We start from the raw sequence: 17,298 nt of genomic DNA, 5'->3' as shown, positions 1-17,298 counted from the left end.
TCTGGCTGCCACGTCTTTTGCTCAACGGGACGACTCTGTGCGACCCTTCGCGCCCCCGAGCCATCAGGAGACTTGCCGGACATGACGTCAGCAGACCTCACAGCCAGCCGCCGTGAGCAGGCGCTGGACTGGCTCCTGCGCTTGCAGCAGGCGCCACAGGACATGCTGCTGCGCGATGCGTTCGAGCAATGGCTGGCTGCCGACGCCGCTAATCCCGAGGCCTACCGCAAGGCCGAGCGCCTATGGCGCCTGAGCGCGGAGCTGGCGCCGAGCACGGCCGCCGAATGGCCGGCCAGCGCCGAGGTGGTGCAATTGCCGGTACGGCGCAAGGTGCCACGCCGCTGGTGGCTGGGTGCTGCGCTGGCGGCTTGCTTGATGCTAGCGGTGGCGCCGTCGTTGAGCCTGCGCCTGCAAGCCGACTACCGCACGGCCCAAGGCGAAACCCGTGACATCACCCTGGCCGATGGCAGCGTGGTGCAACTGGACAGTGACACGGCTATTGCCGTCGATTACGCCGACAACCACCGCGACGTACGCCTGCTGGCCGGGCAGGCGTTTTTCGAAGTCAAACCCGACAAGCGCAAGCCGTTCCACGTGCGTGCCGATAGTCTACGGGTGACCGTCACCGGCACCGCGTTCAACGTCGAGATGCGCGCGGGTAGGGTAGGGGTCGATGTGCAGCATGGCTCGGTGCGGGTCGAGGACTCGGCCCGCGTGCTGGCGGCGGCGCTGACTGCCGGGCAACGCTTGCGCTACCTGGATGGTCAGGCACAGCTCAGTGCGTTCGTGCCGTCTCAGACGGCCGCCTGGCGCCAAGGCCAATTGATCGCCGACGATCAGTCGGTGGCTGAGCTGGTGCAGGCACTGGCCCGCTACCTGCCGGGCACGGTGCTGCTGCGCGACGAAGCCCTCGGCGCCAAGCGCGTGACCGGCGTATATGACCTACGCAAGCCTGAGGTCGCGCTGCGAGCAGTGGTCCGCCCGCATGGTGGCGAAGTCCGTAGCTATGGGCCTTGGCTGCTGGTGCTGAGCAAGCCCTGAGACCGCCCATTTGGACAGCGGCGCAGCGCCGCTGCCCATGAGGCATCTCCTCTTGAAAACTTTTTTCAAAATTTTCTGAAAAATCGCTGAACTGCCCCGTCTTCTCCCCCGCGCGCAATAACTGATAGCGATTCGTATTCAATTTTGCTGCCCGGCGACTGTCCGGGGCGGGGATGTGGGATGACTCAAACGACAAGCCGGAAGCCGCGCTGCGCGTGGGATTGGTCGTGGCAACTAAAACAGCTGGCCGGTGCTGGCCTGCTAGGGCTGTGCTGCGCCAACGGCGTAGTGCCTGCCCAGGCCGACGAGATGGGCGTGCGCAACGTGTTGGCCCAGACCCATGCGTTCGATATTCCGGCGCAGAAACTGGCCATCGCCCTGATCAACTTCGGTCAGCAGAGTGGCTTGCAGGTGACGGTCGACCCTGACCTGCTCGAAGGCCAGCAATCCACCGCCGTCAGCGGCCAGCTCAGCAGCGAGGCCGCGCTGGCGCAACTGCTGTTGGGCACCGGCATCACCTGGGACTACGAATACGGCGCGCTGACCTTTCGCTTGCTGCACGCCGACAGCGGCGCGGTCGAGCTGCACAACACGCTGATTCTCGGCGACACCCAGGAAAATAGCTTCATGGGGGCCACGGTGTTCGATCGCAAGGCGGTCCAGGCCTTCCCCGGTGCCAACGGCGACATCACTACCCTGCTGCAGATGCACCCCAATGTGCAGTTCAGCACCGATCAGAAAAGCTCCAACACCCCCGGCGAAATCGACCCGGCCGACGTTAGCATCAACGGCGCCAAGTTCTACCAGAACAACTTCATGATCGACGGCATCTCGATCAACAACGACCTCGACCCCGGTGCCCACGGCTACAACGAAACCCGCCAGTTCGACTCGGCCCCCAGCCGCTCGCACGGCATCGCCCTGGACGCTGACCTGCTGGAAGAGATCAAGGTCTACGACAGCAACGTGCCGGTGGAATACGGTGGCTTCAACGGCGGCGTGGTCGATGCAATCACCCGCCGTCCGAGCCAGGACCTGCACGGCAAGCTCTCGTACGCGATGACCAGCTCGGACTGGACCCGCTATCACATCAGCCGCGAGAGCGAGGAGACGTTCAAAACCTCGTCCAACGAAAAGAACCAGCCCGAGTTCAAGAAGACCACCGTGCGCGGCACTCTCGAAGGCCACCTGACCGAGGATTTCGGCGCACTGCTCAACTTTTCCCAGAAGCGCTCGTACCTGCCGCTGCGCACCTACGCCAATGGCTACAACAGCCCGAACAATGACAACGAGCAAGAGCAGACCCGGGCGCTGGACAACTTTCTGCTCAAGACCTACTGGACGGTCAATGATCGCCTGACCCTGGACACCTCGATCGTCTACGCCCCGCAAGAGAACGTGTACTTCCGTGAGGACTACCGCGACTCGGAGTACACCAACATCAACGGCGGCTGGCAGACCTCGATCAAGGCCATCTACGAAGGCGACAGTGCCCGCTGGACCCAGCAACTTGCGGTGAGCGACCTGTACGCCTCGCGCGAGGCCGACACCGACACGCTGATCAACTGGTACTGGTCCGACGTCAAGAACTGGGGCAATCCACTGAGCGGCAACGCGCGCAGCGCCGAGGGCTCGTTCGGCAGTCTGTACCAGACCCAGCGCAGCATCGACTACAAGCTCAAGGCCGAATGGCAGACCTTCAACCTGGGCCCGACCCTGCACACCGTCAGCACTGGCCTGGAGCTGGGTTACCAGCGCGCCACCTGGGAGCGCGAGGACGACGCGGCGGCGGTGACCACCTTCAAGCGCGACAACGGCACCGACTGTGGCAGCGATCCTTACTGCTCGATCGGCCGGTTGGCCAACGGCAACAACCGCCAGTACGGCTCGGCCATGATGATCTACGGTGCGGGTCAGCTGGACATGCAGCAGAGGAAGTACGCGCTGTTCGTCGATGACCAGATCAGCTACGGCAATCTCACCCTGCGCCCCGGTCTGCGCCTGGATGCCGACGACTACATGGAGAAGAAGTCGCTGGCGCCGCGCTTTGCCGGTGACTACGACTTTTTCGGCGACCGCAGCTCGGTACTGGTGTTCGGTGCCAACCGCTACTACGGCCGCAACCTGTTCAAGTACCGCTTGGCCGATGGCCGCCAGGCCTTCACCTCGCGTTGGACGCGCACCAACCAGACCGACGACTGGGCCTTGGCCAGCAGTAACCTGAACATGAGCAAGTTCACCAGCATGGACATCCCCTATGACGACGAGCTGATGCTCGGCTTCAACCAGCGCATGCTCGGCGCCGAGTTCCAGCTCAAGTACATCAACCGCAAGGGGCATGATCAGATCTACCGCACTCGGCCGTACTACTACCTCGACCAGAAGGACATTCCGGCTGGCTATAGCAAGGATCACTACGTCTACCTGAATGCCGGTACCAGTACGACCGACACCGTCAGTCTCACCGTGGCGCCACTCAAGCCACTGCGCTTCATAGGCACCAGTACCAGCATGCAGCTTGCCCTGAACTGGTCGCGCAGCGAGGGCGCCCATGGCGAAACCTACGAGGCCGGCGTGGACCGTGAAGAGATGGACAACGAAGACGTTGTCTTCGACGGCAAGCTGGTGCCCTACGAAGCGCTACCGCCCAGCGATTTCAACCGCCCGTGGACTGCGCGCCTGGTGACCATCACCGATATCCCGCAATGGAACCTTGAGATCAGCAACTTCCTGCGCTATCGCGGCCCCTACGACCAGATCGTCAAGGTCAGCCCGGATGTCGAAATCGACGGTAAGACCTACAGCAACTACCAGACCGCCGCCACCCCTGGTGCCGCCACCTGGGACATGCGCTTCGCCTGGGATATTCCCACCGGCAAGGACCAGGCGTTCTTCGTCAACGTCGATGTGACCAACGTCACCGACCAGGTCAACAAGATTGCCAGCCGTACCTCGACCAACCTGATCACCTACGAAGTCGGCCGCCAGTATTGGCTTGAAGTCGGCTACCGCTTCTGACCGTACACAAAAAACGGATGCCCTGATGAAAAAGCTCCTCGCAGGCTTGCTCGGCCCGCTGCTGCTAGGCGCCTGCGCCTCGATCCCCGAGTCCGACGCGCCGCTGCCCTGGGACAGCCAAGTGGTGCATGGCCAACTGCCCAATGGCCTGGCCTACCGACTGGTGCGCGACACCTCCCAGGCCGGCCGCCTGGACCTGCGCCTGACGGTCAAGGCAGGCTCTGTGGATGAAGCCGACGACCAAGTCGGCGTCGCGCACATGGTCGAGCACCTGACCTTCCACAGCCGCGCTGGTGGCGAGCGAAACCTACGCCAGCGCATGACCGCGCTTGGTTGGGTGCAGGGCCGCCATTTCAACGCCGTGACCAACTACGAGCGCACCCAGTACCTGATCGGCCCGCCAGCCGGTGTGCGTCAGGCGCCCCAGGCGCTGCAAGCGCTGGCTGACCTGGTCTTCGCGCGTGACTACAGCGCCGCCGACCTTGAGCGCGAGCGTCCAATCGTCATCGAGGAGTGGCGCGGCGGCCTGGGCGTTGCCCAGCGCATGAACGAGCAGCGTACTGCGTCGCAGCGAGTCGGCTCGGCGTACCCTGGACATCGCACCATCGGTAACGAAGCGGCGATTCGCTCGGCCAGCCTGGCCAGCTTGCAGGCGTTTCAGGACCGTTGGTATCTGCCCAACAACATGGTGCTCTCGGCGGTCGGCGACTTTGATCCCGAGCAGCTCAAGGTGCAGATCGCGCAGGCGTTCGGCCAAGCCAAGGCCGGCGAGGTGCCGGACCGCGAGCAGCGCGAGCTGCCGCTGGACGACACGCTGAAAATCTTCCGCCTGCAAGACCCTCAGTCGGGCAGCAACCAGGTGGCGTTGTTGTTCCGCCTGCATGAGCCAGACAGCCGTGGGACCACGCACGTGGCCCTGCGCGAACGCTTGATCGACCGCATGGCCCTGGCCGCGCTGGTCGACACGCTACGCCGCCAGCCGCGTGAAGCCAGCGTGCGCAGCCTGACCGCGCAAAAGACCCTGATCGGCGAGCACTCGACGGTACTGGGCATTGCCGCCAGTGTCGAAGGCCAGGCCCATGAGCAGGCCTTGCAGGCCCTGCTGACTGAGATCGAGCGTCTGCGCCAGCATGGTTTCAGCAAGACTGACCTGAACCGCCAGCGTGTGCACATCGCCCGACTGGCCAACAAGGCCGTCAAGCAACAGACCCCACGCACCTTCGAGCAGTGGGTAGAGCAACTGAACAACGCCGCTGTGCAGGACCGCCCTGTGATCGAGCGCGAAGCGGTTGCCCGGCGTTACCAGAAAGTCCTGGGCAAGGTGCGCCTGCGTGACCTGAACGCTCGCCTGCGCCTGTGGCTGCAAAGCCCGGATCGGGTGTTGCAGATCAGCGCCCCCGGTAATTCGCCCCTGAGCCTGCCGAGCATTGCCCAGGTTCAGGCACTACAAGCCGCACTGTCCGCGCAGGACCTGGACGAGCCGGTGCGCAAGGCGCCAGTGGCGCCTGCCAAGGAGCCCCTGCAAATGGCGGCCAACCCAGCGGCGGCGAGCATCGTCGAGCGCAAGGCGTTTCCCGCGCAGCAGGTCGAGCACTGGCGCCTGAGCAACGGCGACCGCTTGGTCTGGCTCAAGCGCCCAGGCCCAGGAGGCAAGTTGCTGTTGCAGGCAGAGTCGGCCGCCGGTTATCACCTGCCTGACGCGCCGGCCTGGCGCGTGCAAATGGCCGCGCAACTGGCGGTGCGCAGCGGCACTGTTGGCATGCCCTCCCAAGGCCTGGCCGACTGGCGCAAGAAAAACCAGGCGACACTCAGTGTCGAGCAACGTCCCGAGCGCTTGCAATTGAGCCTCACGGCCCCGCCCGAGCAGTTGTTGGCCGTGGTGCAAAGCTATCGCGTGAGCCAGGTGGCTAGCATCGAGCCTGAGCTGTTCGAGCAGTCCCGCGATGAGCTGCTGCAACGCCTGCGCAGCCGCCCGGAGGATGTGCGCAGCCATCAGGAGAGCGTACAACGTCAACTGCGCTATGGCGCAGACCTGTGGCAGGCGCCGGACCAAGACACTCTGGAAACCCTGACCGCCCAGCAGTTGGATGCCGACTGGCTGCGCCAGGTCAGCGTGCCGGTGACTTACTACCTGATGACCGATCTGCCCGTAGAACAGGTCGAACCGTTGGTCCGCGCAGGGCTTGCGACTATCCCACGCAGCGCCGTTGCAGTTGGCGGCCAGTTGGCCCTGCAACAGCCCGGCCAGCGTCGCGAAGACTTGGCGGTCGCCCTGGAACCACGTGCGGTGCTGCAAGCCAGCAGCTTCCACGAGCAGCCTTGGAGCCCAGAGGCTGCGGTGCGCGTAGCGGCGCTGCGTGAGCTGGCCAACCAGCGCCTCAAGGAGCAACTGCGCGGTGAGGCCTCGGGGGTCTACCGCCTGCGCTTCGACAGCGAGCTCAACCCCGACACCCAGCGTGTCGAAAGCAGCCTGAGCTTCACCTGCGATCCGGCCCGGGTCGACGAGCTGTGGGCCATGGCCCAGCGCACCCTGGCCAGCCTCGATGTCGACCAGGCCTGGGTCGACAGCGAACGGCGCAGTCTGCTGCGCCAGGAAACACTGCGCCGCGAAGACCCACAGACCCAGTTCAAGCGCCTGGTGCTGAGCGATCGACGCTGGCACGACCCGCGTTACCTCGAAACCCAGCAGCAACTGCCCGAAGCCCTGACCCTGGCCGAGCTGCAACAGCAAGCGCGCCAGCTGTTCCCGCAGGCTAACCAGGTGCAACTGCGCGTGCTGCCGTCGGCCAGCGCCTGGGAGCAGGCCCGGTGAGCACCCTGCGGATCTTCTACCGCCTGAGCCGGCCCTTCTGGTGCGAGCGTGGCCAGTGGCTAGCGTGGCTGATGCTTGCGACGGTGATCGGCCTGGGCCTGCTGGTGGTGCAGATCAACGTGCTGATCAACGGCTGGAGCAAGACTTTCTACGACACCCTCAGCGCGTTCGACACCGGCGCACTGTACGGATTGGTGGCTGAGTACACGCTTTATCTGGCCGCGTATGTGCTGATCTACGTGTTTCTCGACTACGTCCGCAAAGGCCTGGTGCTGCGCTGGCGTCAGGTGATGACCGCGCGCCTGACCGATGCCTGGCTGGCCGACCAGGCCTTCTACCGCCTGGGGCTGGGCGGTGAGCCGGACAACCCCGACCAGCGCATCGCCCAGGACGTGGATGTGATGGTCGACCTGTCGATCGAACTGGTGGCCTCGCTGGTGATCAACCTGGCGCAGGTCGGTGCGTTCGTGGTGATCCTGTGGAACCTGTCGGGGGTGCAGACCTTTAGCCTGTTCGGTGAGCACTTCACGGTGCATGGCTATCTGGTGTGGATCGTGCTGGCCTACACCCTGTTCGGCAGCCTGCTGACCCACTGGATCGGCAAGCCACTGCACCGCCTCAACTACGAGCGCGAGCATCGCGAGGCCGACTTTCGCGCCAGCCTGTTGCGCAAGCGCGAGCATGCCGAGCAGATCGCCCTGTACCGTGGCGAAAGCGTCGAGCGCCAGCACTTGGCGCAGCGCTTCGCTGCGATTGCCGAGAACTGGCGCCAGCTCATGGGTCGTGAACGCGACCTGAGCCTGTTCACTGTGGCCTACCAGCGGCTAAGCCTGATTATCCCCGTGTTCGCCGCCTTGCCCGCGTTTATGGCCAAGGCCATTACCCTGGGCGGGCTGATGCAGATTCGCAGCGCGTTCAACGCGGTGCATGACTCGCTGAGCTGGTTCATCAAGCTGTACAGCAAGCTGGTGCGCTGGAGCGCGGCTCTGGAACGGCTTGACCAGTTCGAACAGGCCATCGCCGCCAGTCGTCTTAAAGTCACCGCGCCACCACAGGGCGACTGCCTGTGCGCCCAGGGCCTGACCCTGTGCCGTCCCGATGGCAGCGTGCTGTTGGACGACTTGCACCTGCGCGCGCAGCCGGGGCAGTGGTTGCGCCTGGCTGGGCGCAGCGGGTTGGGCAAGTCTACGTTGCTACGCACCTTGCAGGGGCTTTGGCCCTACTGCCTGGGCGACTGGCAATTGCCGGCCGGGCGCAGCCTGTTGTTGCCGCAGAAACCCTATCTGCCGCGCATGAGCCTGCGCAGCCTGCTGGCTTATCCACAGCTCGAGCACTTCGGTGACCGAGCGTTGCTGGCCGTATTGGACAAGGTGGGGCTGGCTGCATGGGGCGAGCGGCTGGACGACGAGCAGGAGTGGGAGCGGGTGTTGTCTGGCGGTGAGCAGCAGCGCCTGGGGCTGGCGCGGGCATTGCTTTATCGGCCCGATACGTTGTATCTGGACGAAGCCACCAGCCAGCTCGACCTGACCAGCGCCAAGGCGTTGTTGCAGATGCTCAGGCGTGAGCTGCCAGCGTGCACCGTGGTCGGGGTGACCCACCAGGAAGGGCTGGTGGGGCTGTTCGAGCGTACCGTCGAGCTGGAGAAACTGGCCGAGCCTGCGAAGAGGCCGGCCCAGGAAAGCCCGGTCAGCCGCGGTTGCTGAACTGCGCCAGCGCCGGCAGCAACTGTTTGTCGATGGCCTGGCGCACCGCCGGCAGGATCGTCGCGCTGCCGGTGTACATCTGCTCCACCATGCCTTTGAGGGCGCGCGCGTTGGGTTCGGTCAGCCCGCGTACGACCACTTCGCAGGCCTGCTCGGCGCTGGCTCCAGCGGGAATATCGAAGCCCCGGGCGCGAAGGTGGCCCAGCAGGTCGTCCTGGTCAATCAGATCCGCATGCATCATGGCTATTGTCCCTTTTGTCGCGAAAGAGAATGCTGCTGTTGTATGCGACCGATTCTGTGTCGCCTGCGACAGCCCGGCAAGGGCAGATTGCCGCGATGGCTGCATTGGCTAAGAACAGGTCGTTTACGGCTAAATCGCCACGTCGGTAAGCCAGCACACTGAAGTCATTCACGGCACCGAGGGTTTGGTCACCCTCGCTCCTCGCACAGTGGATGTTGCTCGCTCTTGGCCCCGGACGCTCACGGCTTTCCGGGGTTGTTTTTTTGTGCAAGAACCATCGAGCGGTTATCCCGGCAACGCGATTGTCCGCCCGGCGTAAGCAGCAGTTGGCAGCTCCCGCTGCCCTTCCAGCAGGCCTTGCAACAACGCGGCGGTGTTTTCGGTGAATGGCGCTGACTTCGGCCCCGCCAGGTCCACATGCAGCAGCATCTGCTCACTGGCTGCCAGCGCCTCGTCGAAGCCTTCCCGGTGCAGGCTGTGGTACAGGTGCAGGCGCTTCTTGTCGAAGCCGATGATCTGCGTCTGCACCCACACTTCGGTGCCTAGCTTCACTTCATGCAGGTAGTTGATATGCACCTCCAGGGTGAACAGCGAATGCCCGCTCTGTCCACGGCTGTCGGCATCCAGGCCGATGCGCGCCATCAGCGCATCGGTGGCGTAGCTGAAGATCAGCAGGTAGAAGGCATCGCGCAGGTGCCCGTTGTAGTCCACCCAGTCTGCCTGGAGCGGGGTGCGGTAGGTGATCAGTGCGGGCATGCAGCTCTCCTCAATCGCCAAAGGCCATGCCGTGGTTGGCCTTGCTGGTCTTCACCGCCTCCAGCACCGCCAGCAGGGTATCGTCGCGGTAGCGCTCAAGCGCCGCGATGCTGCGCTCGCCCAATTGTTCGGCGGTGCCCTCGACCACATCGTCGATCAGCTTTTCGGTCAGTTCTGGCGCGGGCAGGTAGGTCCAAGGCAATTTCAGCGCCGGGCCGAACTGCGCCATGAAGTGACGCATGCCTGCATCGCCTCCGGCCAGGGTGTAGGTGAGGAAGGTGCCCATGAACGACCAGCGCAGGCCAGCGCCGAAGCGGATGGCGTCGTCGATCTCGCCGGTGCTGGCCACGCCGTCGTTGACCAGGTGCAAGGCCTCGCGCCATAGCGCTTCGAGCAGGCGGTCGGCAATGAAGCCGGGCACCTCCTTGCGCACGTGCAGCGGGCGCATGCCCAGCGTGGTGTAGATGACCTTGGCGGCTTCGATGGCTTCGGCGCTGGTGTTGCGACCGCCGACGATCTCCACCAGCGGCAGCAGGTAAACCGGGTTGAATGGATGGCCGACCACGCAACGTTGCGGGTGCGTGGACGACTCGTAGAACTCGCTGGGCAGCAGGCCTGAGGTACTCGAAGCGATGATCGCATCAGGTTTGGCGGCGGCGCTGATCTTCGCGTGCAGGTCGAGCTTCAGCTCCAGGCGTTCGGGGGCGCTCTCCTGTATGAAGTCGGCGTCGCGCACGCAGGCTTCGATGGTGCTCACGAAGCTCAGGCGATGTTGCGATGCGCCGGGTGCCAAGCCTTGTTTCTCCAGGGCCGGCCAGGCATTGGCGATGCGCCTGCGCAGGGCCGCTTCGGCGCCGGGGGCTGGGTCCCAGGCGACGACGTCCAGGCCATGGGCCAGGGCGCGGGCGACCCAACCGCTGCCGATGACGCCGCTACCCAGTGCGGCGAAGGTCTTGGGGGTGGTGATGAAAGGCATGTGCAACTCCTGAAAATGCTCTGCGGGGCGATATAGCGTCGATCACCGACGCGTGAGGTTCATCTTTGCCCGGCCTTCGGCAGGGCTCAGCACGCGGGCGCCGAGGCGGTTGATGATCTCCACCGCGCGTTCGACCAACTGGCCGTTGCTGGCCAATACGCCACGGTCCAGGTACAGGTTGTCCTCAAGCCCCACGCGCACGTTGCCACCGAGCAGCACGGCTTGCGCAGCCATGGGCATCTGCATGCGGCCAATCCCGAAACCGGCCCAGGTCACGTCGGCTGGCAGGTTGTCGACCATCGCCTTCATGCTGGTGGTGTCGGCCGGTGCGCCCCAGGGGATGCCCAGGCACAGCTGGAACAGCGGGTCGTCCAGCAGGCCTTCCTTGATCATCTGCTTGGCGAACCACAGGTGGCCGGTGTCGAAGATCTCCAGTTCCGCCTTCACCCCCAGTTCGGTGATGCGTTTGGCACCAGCACGCAGTTGTGCAGGGGTGGAGACATAGATGGCGTTGCCGTCGCCGAAATTGAGGGTGCCGCAGTCCAGGGTGCAGATCTCCGGCAGCAGCGCCTCGACATGCGCAAGGCGCTCCAGCGGGCCGATCAGGTCGGTGCCGGCGCCGAACTCCATGGGCGACTCGCCCGGGCCTATTTCCAGGTCGCCGCCCATGCCGGCGGTGAGGTTAACGATGATGTCCACATCGGCCTCGCGGATGCGCTCCATCACTTCGCGGTACAGCGCCACATCGCGGCTGAAGCGGCCCGTGTGCGGGTCGCGGACATGGCAGTGGACCACGGTAGCACCGGCCTTGGCGGCTTCGACGGCGGCTGCGGCAATCTGTTTGGGGGTGACCGGGACCAGGTGGCTCTTGGCGACCGTGTCGCCAGCGCCGGTGAGGGCGCAGGTGATGATGACGTCGTGGTTCATGGTGGTTCCTTATTCAGGTCTGGCCCAATTGCTTGTAGGAGCGGCCTTGTGTCGCGAAAGGGGCGCGAAGCGGCCCCACGTTTTCAGTAGCGCGCACAAATCCTGGGGCTGCTGGCGCAGCCCTTTCGCGACACAAGGCCGCCCCTACAGGCAATCAGGGAATGTCAGTTGGCGCTGAGCTTGAGGTTGTCGGCTGCCGGTTTACCGTCGAAGGTGGTCACACCTTCCAGCCAGCGGGCTTTGTCCTCGGGGTGATCCTTGAGCCACTGGCGGGCCGACTCCAGCGCGTCCTTGTGGTCGAGCAGCGGCTGCATCATGCGGCTCTCGTCCTCGGCGCTGAAGTTCAGGTTGGCCAGCAGGCGGTGGGCGTTGGGGCAGCGGTCGGCGTAGTCAGGCGCGGTCACCGTCCATACGGTGGCGCGGCCTTCGTCGGGGCCCAGCGCGCCCTGGCTGTCGCCTAGGTAGACCATGTCGATGTTCACGTTCATCGGATGCGGCGCCCAGCCGAAGAACACCACCGCTTCCTTGCGCCGTACGGCGCGGTCGACGGCTGCGAGCATGCCGGCTTCGCTGGACTCCACCAGCTGGAACTTGCCCAGGCCGAACTGGTTCTTTGCGATCATCGCCTTGATCTGCGTGTTGGCGCCCGAGCCTGGCTCGATGCCGTAGATCTTGCCGCCCAGCTCCTTTTGGAACTTGTGGATGTCGGCGAAGGTTTTCAGGCCCTTGTCGGCCAGGTACTTGGGTACCGCCAAGGTGGCGCGGGCATCTTCGAGGCTGGGCTTGTCGAGTACCTTGACTTGCTTGGCATCGATGAACGGCGTGATGGTCTGGGTCATGATCGGGTTCCAGTAACCTAGGAACATGTCCAGGCGCTTGTCGCGGATGCCGGCGAAGATGATCTGCTGCGAGGCGCTGGTCTGCTTGGTCTGGTAGCCCAATCCGTCGAGCAGCACCTGGGCCATGGCGCTGGTGGCGATGACGTCGGTCCAGTTGACCACGCCCAGGCGCACGTCCTTGCAGGCGGCGGGTTCGGCGGCGAACAGCGGGGTGACCACGGTGGTGCTCAGTGCGAGGGATAACAGGCTGCAGCGGACAAAGCGGTGCATGGTGGCTCTCCATCGGCAGTACGTATTGTTATTGAAGGCGGCCTCTTGCGGACCGTGTGGATACGCTACGCTGGCGCCGGGGTAGAAAATCGCACCCTGGCGACCAACAATTGCACTGGGGCGACCACCTTGATCGTGGAGCAGGCGATGCCGCATACCATTCACTTCTTGTTGCTGCCGGGTTTTTCGGCGATGGGCTTCATCAGTGCGCTGGAGCCGTTGCGGGTGGCCAATCGCTTTCGCGTGGGGTTGTACCGCTGGCAGGTGCTGAGCCTGGATGGCGGTGCGGTGCTGGCGAGCAACGGCATGTCGGTGAACGCCGACGGCGCGCTGGGTGAAGCGGCTGGCGCGCAGATGCTGCTGGTGGTGGCCGGCTTCGAACCGCTGGCCTGTTATGGCGCCACGCTGCAACAGGCGCTGCGCCGGCTCGACCACGACAATGTGGTGCTCGGTGGTATCGACACCGGCGCCATGCTGCTGGCCGAGGCGGGGCTGCTCGACGGCCACCGCGCGACCCTGCACTGGGAAGCCCTGGAGGCGTTCAAGGAGCGCTACCCGCGCCTGCAAGCCACCCAGGAGTTGTTCGAGATCGACCGCCGGCGCATCACTTGCGCGGGCGGCACCGCGTCCATCGACCTGATGCTCGACCTGATCGCCCAGGCCCATGGTAGCGAGCTGGCGGTGCAAGTCTCGGAGCAGTTCGTGCTGGGGCGTATCCGTCCGCGTCAGGACCACCAGCGCATGGAGATTGCGGCACGCTATGACTTGCGCAACAAGAAGCTGGTGAAGGTGATCGGCGAGATGGAACGCAATATCGAACAGCCGCTGAACACACAAGTCTTGGCCGACGCGGTGCGGGTGACCCGGCGCCAGCTGGAGCGCTTGTTCCGACTGCACCTGGACGACACACCGAGCGGTTTCTACCTGCGTTTGCGCTTGGACAAGGCACGGCAGTTGTTGCGCCAGACCGAGATGAGCGTGTTGGAGGTAGGGGTGGCGTGCGGGTTCGAGTCGGCGTCGTACTTTACCCGGTGCTATCGGGCGCGGTTCGAGCGCTGTCCGCGCCAGGACCGGTCAGCCACGGCGGTTTGACGTTCGTCTGTTCTGGCTGGATGGGCCGCTACGCGCCCCAGGATCTGAGACCTATCACCACCGCCGGGGCTGCTGTGCAGCCCTTTCGCGGCACGAGGCCGCTCCTACACGACCGTAGAAGCGACCACTTACGGGCTCGGGCAGGCTTACTGCTGGCCAATCCCTTGCAGATACTCTGAGCGCTCGTCACTGCGCTGCGCCACGCAGGTATTCCACGCCGCCTCGAATGCCTTGCTGCCGGGTTTCTCGGCGTAGGTCTCGACCTTGCAATCGGCATCGCGCAATTGCAGCCAGAGCTTTTCGGCCGCCTCCATACGCCCGGTCAGCGCACTGGCCTTGTCGCTTTCGTCTGCGTACTGGTCGCGAATGCGCTGGATCAGGTCGTCGTAGGCAGCTTTGAGTTCACGCTCTGCGGTTTGCCGGTTGTACGCGGCACAGGCGTAACTCTGTTGATCGTTCTCGACGTTGTCGCACGGCGTGCTTTCATCGTTCGCGGCGTGTGCCGCCCATGCGCATGTCACTAACAGCAGCCCTGCCAACGTTCTCATTTTTACTCTCTCCTGGCTTCTGTAGCCAACGAAAGCGGATTCTCGCTCAGAGCCGCAGCGTTGAACAGGGTTGCCCGGCATGAACAGAGCCATTGCCGGGCGTGCAGCACACATTGCCGATCAGTCAGGCAACTGGCCTACAGGTTTCGTGATTGGGGAGGCGCCATGTAGCCCGTTGGCAGGATCAGCGTCGACCCACCCTGGGACGGTGTCCTCGACATTCAGAATGGCGAGCGTCAGCCGGTCCGGCCAGTCATTGAGCTTGCTTTGCACCGTGGCGCGCAGGTTGCGATAGGTCGGTTGCAGTTGATAGGCCGCTAGCTGCGCGTACCCATGCGCTCGCTGGCCGGTAACCACGAGCGGGTCAACCAGCCAGTTCTTCGTTGAGGGCAACCGCACGTTGTCAAGGGTGAGGCTGAGTGAGTGGATCGACTTTTCGCTCTCTAGCAGCACCATTTCAATGTAGATACCTGTCGCGTGCGGGCCTTGATTGGGTTTTTTCAGTGAGTCGTGCAGCACTTGCAGCGCCGGTGCGTTCAGCGACCTGCGCAGATTGCCCAATACCTTGTGCCCAATAGCCCTGAGCGATGGATCGCTCAGGCATTGCCTGACGAGCTCGATAAGCGATTGGCTGTTGCCTGCAAGGTTCAGCTGGGCGGTTGAGAACGATGTACGTAGCCAAAGCATTTTCAGCAACGCCTTGCTGTATTGATGCTGCCAGTCGCTGGTGCTGCGGTAATCGGCTTTGTCGGCCAGCAATTGGGCGCACAGGGCCGATTGCAGGGCGTCTTTTTCCAGCTGAGCTGACACGTTGGGCGCGCAGACGACGATCTGGGCGGCATTGACATAGGCATGGTGAGCTTTAGGCATGGTGTTTTCCTTGGCTGATGCGCTGGCCAAACCCTGGCCAGCGCGGAGGGTTCACAGAGTGATGCCTTCCAGATAGTCATTGGCGCCCTGAGCCAGCAGATCCTCCACCCGGTTGCGGATGTTGGCGTAGGCCCTGACGTTGAGCTCGTAGCGTCCGGCAGCTCGGTTGATGGTTACCTCGGTTTTGCTGAACTTGAAGAACAGCACCCGTTTGGTTCTCACCTCTTTCTTGAAGTCGATACTCATCATGATCATCGACGGCACACCTCTGGATGACTCGGTGCACGGCAGGGTCTGGAAGGTTGCCAAGGATTCGGAGGCACTGTTGTTTTCCAGCAGGTTGAGCGCCTTTGAGTTCTGTTCGGTGCCGATCAATGCCTTTTCTGCGATGCTCGTCAGTTCCGAGGCACCGCCTGCCGCCGCCCGGATGATGTCCAGGGCGATCTGATCCATGCTGAAAGAGGTGGCCGACGGCGAGTAGCGTTGGCGAATGTAGTTGGCGGTGGTCCAGCCAAACATCCGTAGGGCTTTGTTGTATTCCTCTGTCCAGGCGGGCAGGTCGCGCTCCTTGTTGAATTTGGATTCGGCGATTTGTTGCGCGAGCGACACGCAGTTCATGACGTCGATGGCATTGTCTTCCGACAGGCGATCGGTCATACCGACCACCGCTTCACCAATGACGGCACCGTTTTCCTGCCCAGGGGTGATCAAGTCGGACGCAGAGTAGAAGCTCGGTGCGGACTGAAGCAGTCCCATGCGCGCACGTGGCGCTGGGCGACGCGGCAGGATGATCTCGGACAGGTACTGGTTGGTTTCGGATTGCAGCATGGTCATTTCTCCAGTGGCGGGATTGTCCCGATTGCGGGTTGCGGACCAAGCGTGCGTAATCGCGCAGGGGTATTGCAGAGGGAGGCGATGCAGGGATGGGAAGCCCTGTACCCGCCCATGCGCAACCGCTTGACGCTTTCGGCAAACCCCCTGTCGTTTTTGCATCGGGGCGCCTGCGAGCACAGGCATATGCTGGCCCCAAAGCGCCGGCACAAGGTCAGGCGCAGCCCAAGTCAAAAAGGGGACAGCCTGATGAGCCCAGCCGAACTTCACGCCGACAGCATCGTCATCGACGGTCTGATCATTGCCAAATGGAACCGCGAGCTGTTCGAGGACATGCGCAAGGGCGGGCTGACTGCGGCCAACTGCACGGTATCGGTGTGGGAAGGGTTCAAGGCGACCGTCGACCAGATCGCCGCCAGCCAGAAGCTGATCCGCGACAACAGCGATCTGGTGATGCCGGTGCGCACCACCGCCGATATCCGCAAGGCCAAGGAGCTGGGCAAGACCGGCATCCTCTTCGGTTTCCAGAATGCCCATGCGTTCGAAGATCAGATCGCCTATGTCGACGTGTTCAAGCAGCTCGGCGTGGGCATCGTGCAAATGTGCTACAACACCCAGAACCTGGTCGGCACCGGCTGTTACGAGCGTGACGGCGGCCTGTCGGGCTTCGGCCGCGAGATCGTCGCCGAGATGAACCGTGTTGGCATCATGTGCGACCTCTCGCACGTGGGCTCGAAAACCTCCGAGGAAGTCATCCTCGAATCGAAAAAGCCCGTGTGCTACTCACACTGCCTGCCGTCGGGGCTCAAGGAACACCCACGCAACAAGTCCGATGAAGAGCTGAAGTTCATCGCCGACCATGGCGGCTTCGTTGGTGTGACCATGTTCGCGCCGTTCCTGGCCAAGGGCATCGACTCGACCATCGACGACTACGCCGAGGCCATCGAGTACACCATGAACATCGTCGGTGAAGACGCCATCGGTATTGGTACCGACTTCACCCAGGGCCACGGCCAGGACTTCTTCGAGTACCTGACCCACGACAAGGGCTACGCCCGCCGCCTGACCAACTTCGGCAAGATCATCAACCCATTGGGGATCCGCACCGTCGGCGAGTTCCCCAACCTCACCGAAACCCTGCTCAAACGCGGCCATTCCGAGCGTGTGGTACGCAAGATCATGGGTGAGAACTGGGTAAGCGTCCTCAAGGACGTCTGGGGCGAGTGAGCACTGCTGGGGCCTACTGCGCGCGCCAATCGCTGCGTCAGGCCCTCACGAAAAGCTCGCCGTGCCTCGGCACTGTCTCGCTTTTCGCTTCGGCCCTTCCTTGCGCTTGACGCGCTCGCTACGGCCCCAACAGCACTCACTACGGCT

The 17,298-nt window shown here is 63.6% G+C and carries 14 protein-coding genes; 6 read left to right on the top strand and 8 right to left on the bottom strand.

Going from position 1 to position 17,298, the window contains the following annotated elements; genetic code table 11:
- The first annotated feature begins 81 nt into the window (after positions 1 to 81).
- From ACNFIC_RS12425 to ACNFIC_RS12410, 4 genes are all read left to right on the top strand, one after another.
- Complete coding sequence (locus tag ACNFIC_RS12425; RefSeq protein ID WP_416781096.1) at positions 82 to 1,041, top strand: FecR family protein; 960 nt, start codon at positions 82 to 84, stop codon at positions 1,039 to 1,041.
- 180 nt (positions 1,042 to 1,221) lie between these two features.
- Positions 1,222 to 4,059, top strand: a complete 2,838-nt coding sequence (locus ACNFIC_RS12420) for a TonB-dependent receptor plug domain-containing protein (RefSeq protein WP_416781095.1) — start codon at positions 1,222 to 1,224, stop codon at positions 4,057 to 4,059.
- 25 nt (positions 4,060 to 4,084) lie between these two features.
- The gene (locus ACNFIC_RS12415) at positions 4,085 to 6,871 is read left to right on the top strand and encodes an insulinase family protein (protein ID WP_416781094.1); all 2,787 of its coding nucleotides are present in this window, start codon (positions 4,085 to 4,087) and stop codon (positions 6,869 to 6,871) included.
- Entirely contained in the window at positions 6,868 to 8,574 is a 1,707-nt protein-coding gene (locus ACNFIC_RS12410) for an ABC transporter ATP-binding protein/permease (RefSeq protein WP_416781093.1), read from the top strand. Before ACNFIC_RS12415 ends, ACNFIC_RS12410 begins: the two co-directional genes overlap by 4 nt.
- On the opposite strand, the gene ACNFIC_RS12405 is transcribed toward ACNFIC_RS12410, so the two are convergent.
- From ACNFIC_RS12405 to choX, 5 genes are all read right to left on the bottom strand, one after another.
- Positions 8,558 to 8,815, bottom strand: coding sequence for a hypothetical protein (locus tag ACNFIC_RS12405; RefSeq protein WP_138219327.1), 258 nt, complete (start codon positions 8,813 to 8,815; stop codon positions 8,558 to 8,560). The genes ACNFIC_RS12410 and ACNFIC_RS12405 overlap by 17 nt on opposite strands.
- A gap of 285 nt (positions 8,816 to 9,100) precedes the next feature.
- Positions 9,101 to 9,571 (bottom strand): thioesterase family protein, encoded by a 471-nt coding sequence (locus ACNFIC_RS12400; RefSeq protein ID WP_416781092.1) that lies wholly within the window; start codon positions 9,569 to 9,571, stop codon positions 9,101 to 9,103.
- A gap of 10 nt (positions 9,572 to 9,581) precedes the next feature.
- The gene (locus ACNFIC_RS12395; protein WP_138219325.1) at positions 9,582 to 10,547 is read right to left on the bottom strand and encodes an L-carnitine dehydrogenase; all 966 of its coding nucleotides are present in this window, start codon (positions 10,545 to 10,547) and stop codon (positions 9,582 to 9,584) included.
- A gap of 42 nt (positions 10,548 to 10,589) precedes the next feature.
- Positions 10,590 to 11,474, bottom strand: a complete 885-nt coding sequence (locus ACNFIC_RS12390; RefSeq protein WP_416781091.1) for a 3-keto-5-aminohexanoate cleavage protein — start codon at positions 11,472 to 11,474, stop codon at positions 10,590 to 10,592.
- Positions 11,475 to 11,638: 164 nt separating this feature from the next.
- Entirely contained in the window at positions 11,639 to 12,583 is a 945-nt protein-coding gene (gene choX / locus ACNFIC_RS12385; RefSeq protein ID WP_138219323.1) for a choline ABC transporter substrate-binding protein, read from the bottom strand.
- A gap of 147 nt (positions 12,584 to 12,730) precedes the next feature.
- Here choX and ACNFIC_RS12380 point away from each other — a divergent pair, with 147 nt between their 5' ends.
- Positions 12,731 to 13,675, top strand: a complete 945-nt coding sequence (locus ACNFIC_RS12380; protein ID WP_416781090.1) for a GlxA family transcriptional regulator — start codon at positions 12,731 to 12,733, stop codon at positions 13,673 to 13,675.
- A 146-nt stretch (positions 13,676 to 13,821) separates the two neighbouring features.
- Here ACNFIC_RS12380 and ACNFIC_RS12375 read toward each other — a convergent pair whose 3' ends face one another.
- The 3 genes from ACNFIC_RS12375 to ACNFIC_RS12365 form a co-directional block, all read right to left on the bottom strand.
- Entirely contained in the window at positions 13,822 to 14,223 is a 402-nt protein-coding gene (locus ACNFIC_RS12375) for a lysozyme inhibitor LprI family protein (RefSeq protein WP_138219321.1), read from the bottom strand.
- A 120-nt stretch (positions 14,224 to 14,343) separates the two neighbouring features.
- Complete coding sequence (locus tag ACNFIC_RS12370) at positions 14,344 to 15,093, bottom strand: hypothetical protein (RefSeq protein WP_416781089.1); 750 nt, start codon at positions 15,091 to 15,093, stop codon at positions 14,344 to 14,346.
- A gap of 51 nt (positions 15,094 to 15,144) precedes the next feature.
- The gene (locus ACNFIC_RS12365; protein ID WP_416781088.1) at positions 15,145 to 15,921 is read right to left on the bottom strand and encodes a hypothetical protein; all 777 of its coding nucleotides are present in this window, start codon (positions 15,919 to 15,921) and stop codon (positions 15,145 to 15,147) included.
- A gap of 252 nt (positions 15,922 to 16,173) precedes the next feature.
- On the opposite strand from ACNFIC_RS12365, the gene ACNFIC_RS12360 reads away from it, so the two are divergent.
- Positions 16,174 to 17,151, top strand: coding sequence for a dipeptidase (locus ACNFIC_RS12360; protein WP_416781087.1), 978 nt, complete (start codon positions 16,174 to 16,176; stop codon positions 17,149 to 17,151).
- Positions 17,152 to 17,298 lie beyond the last annotated feature (147 nt).

The sequence above is a fragment of the Pseudomonas sp. NY15463 genome (genome assembly GCF_048068415.1).
GTDB lineage: Bacteria > Pseudomonadota > Gammaproteobacteria > Pseudomonadales > Pseudomonadaceae > Aquipseudomonas > Aquipseudomonas mosselii_C.
This window is presented reverse-complemented; position numbering and strand designations above follow the sequence as displayed.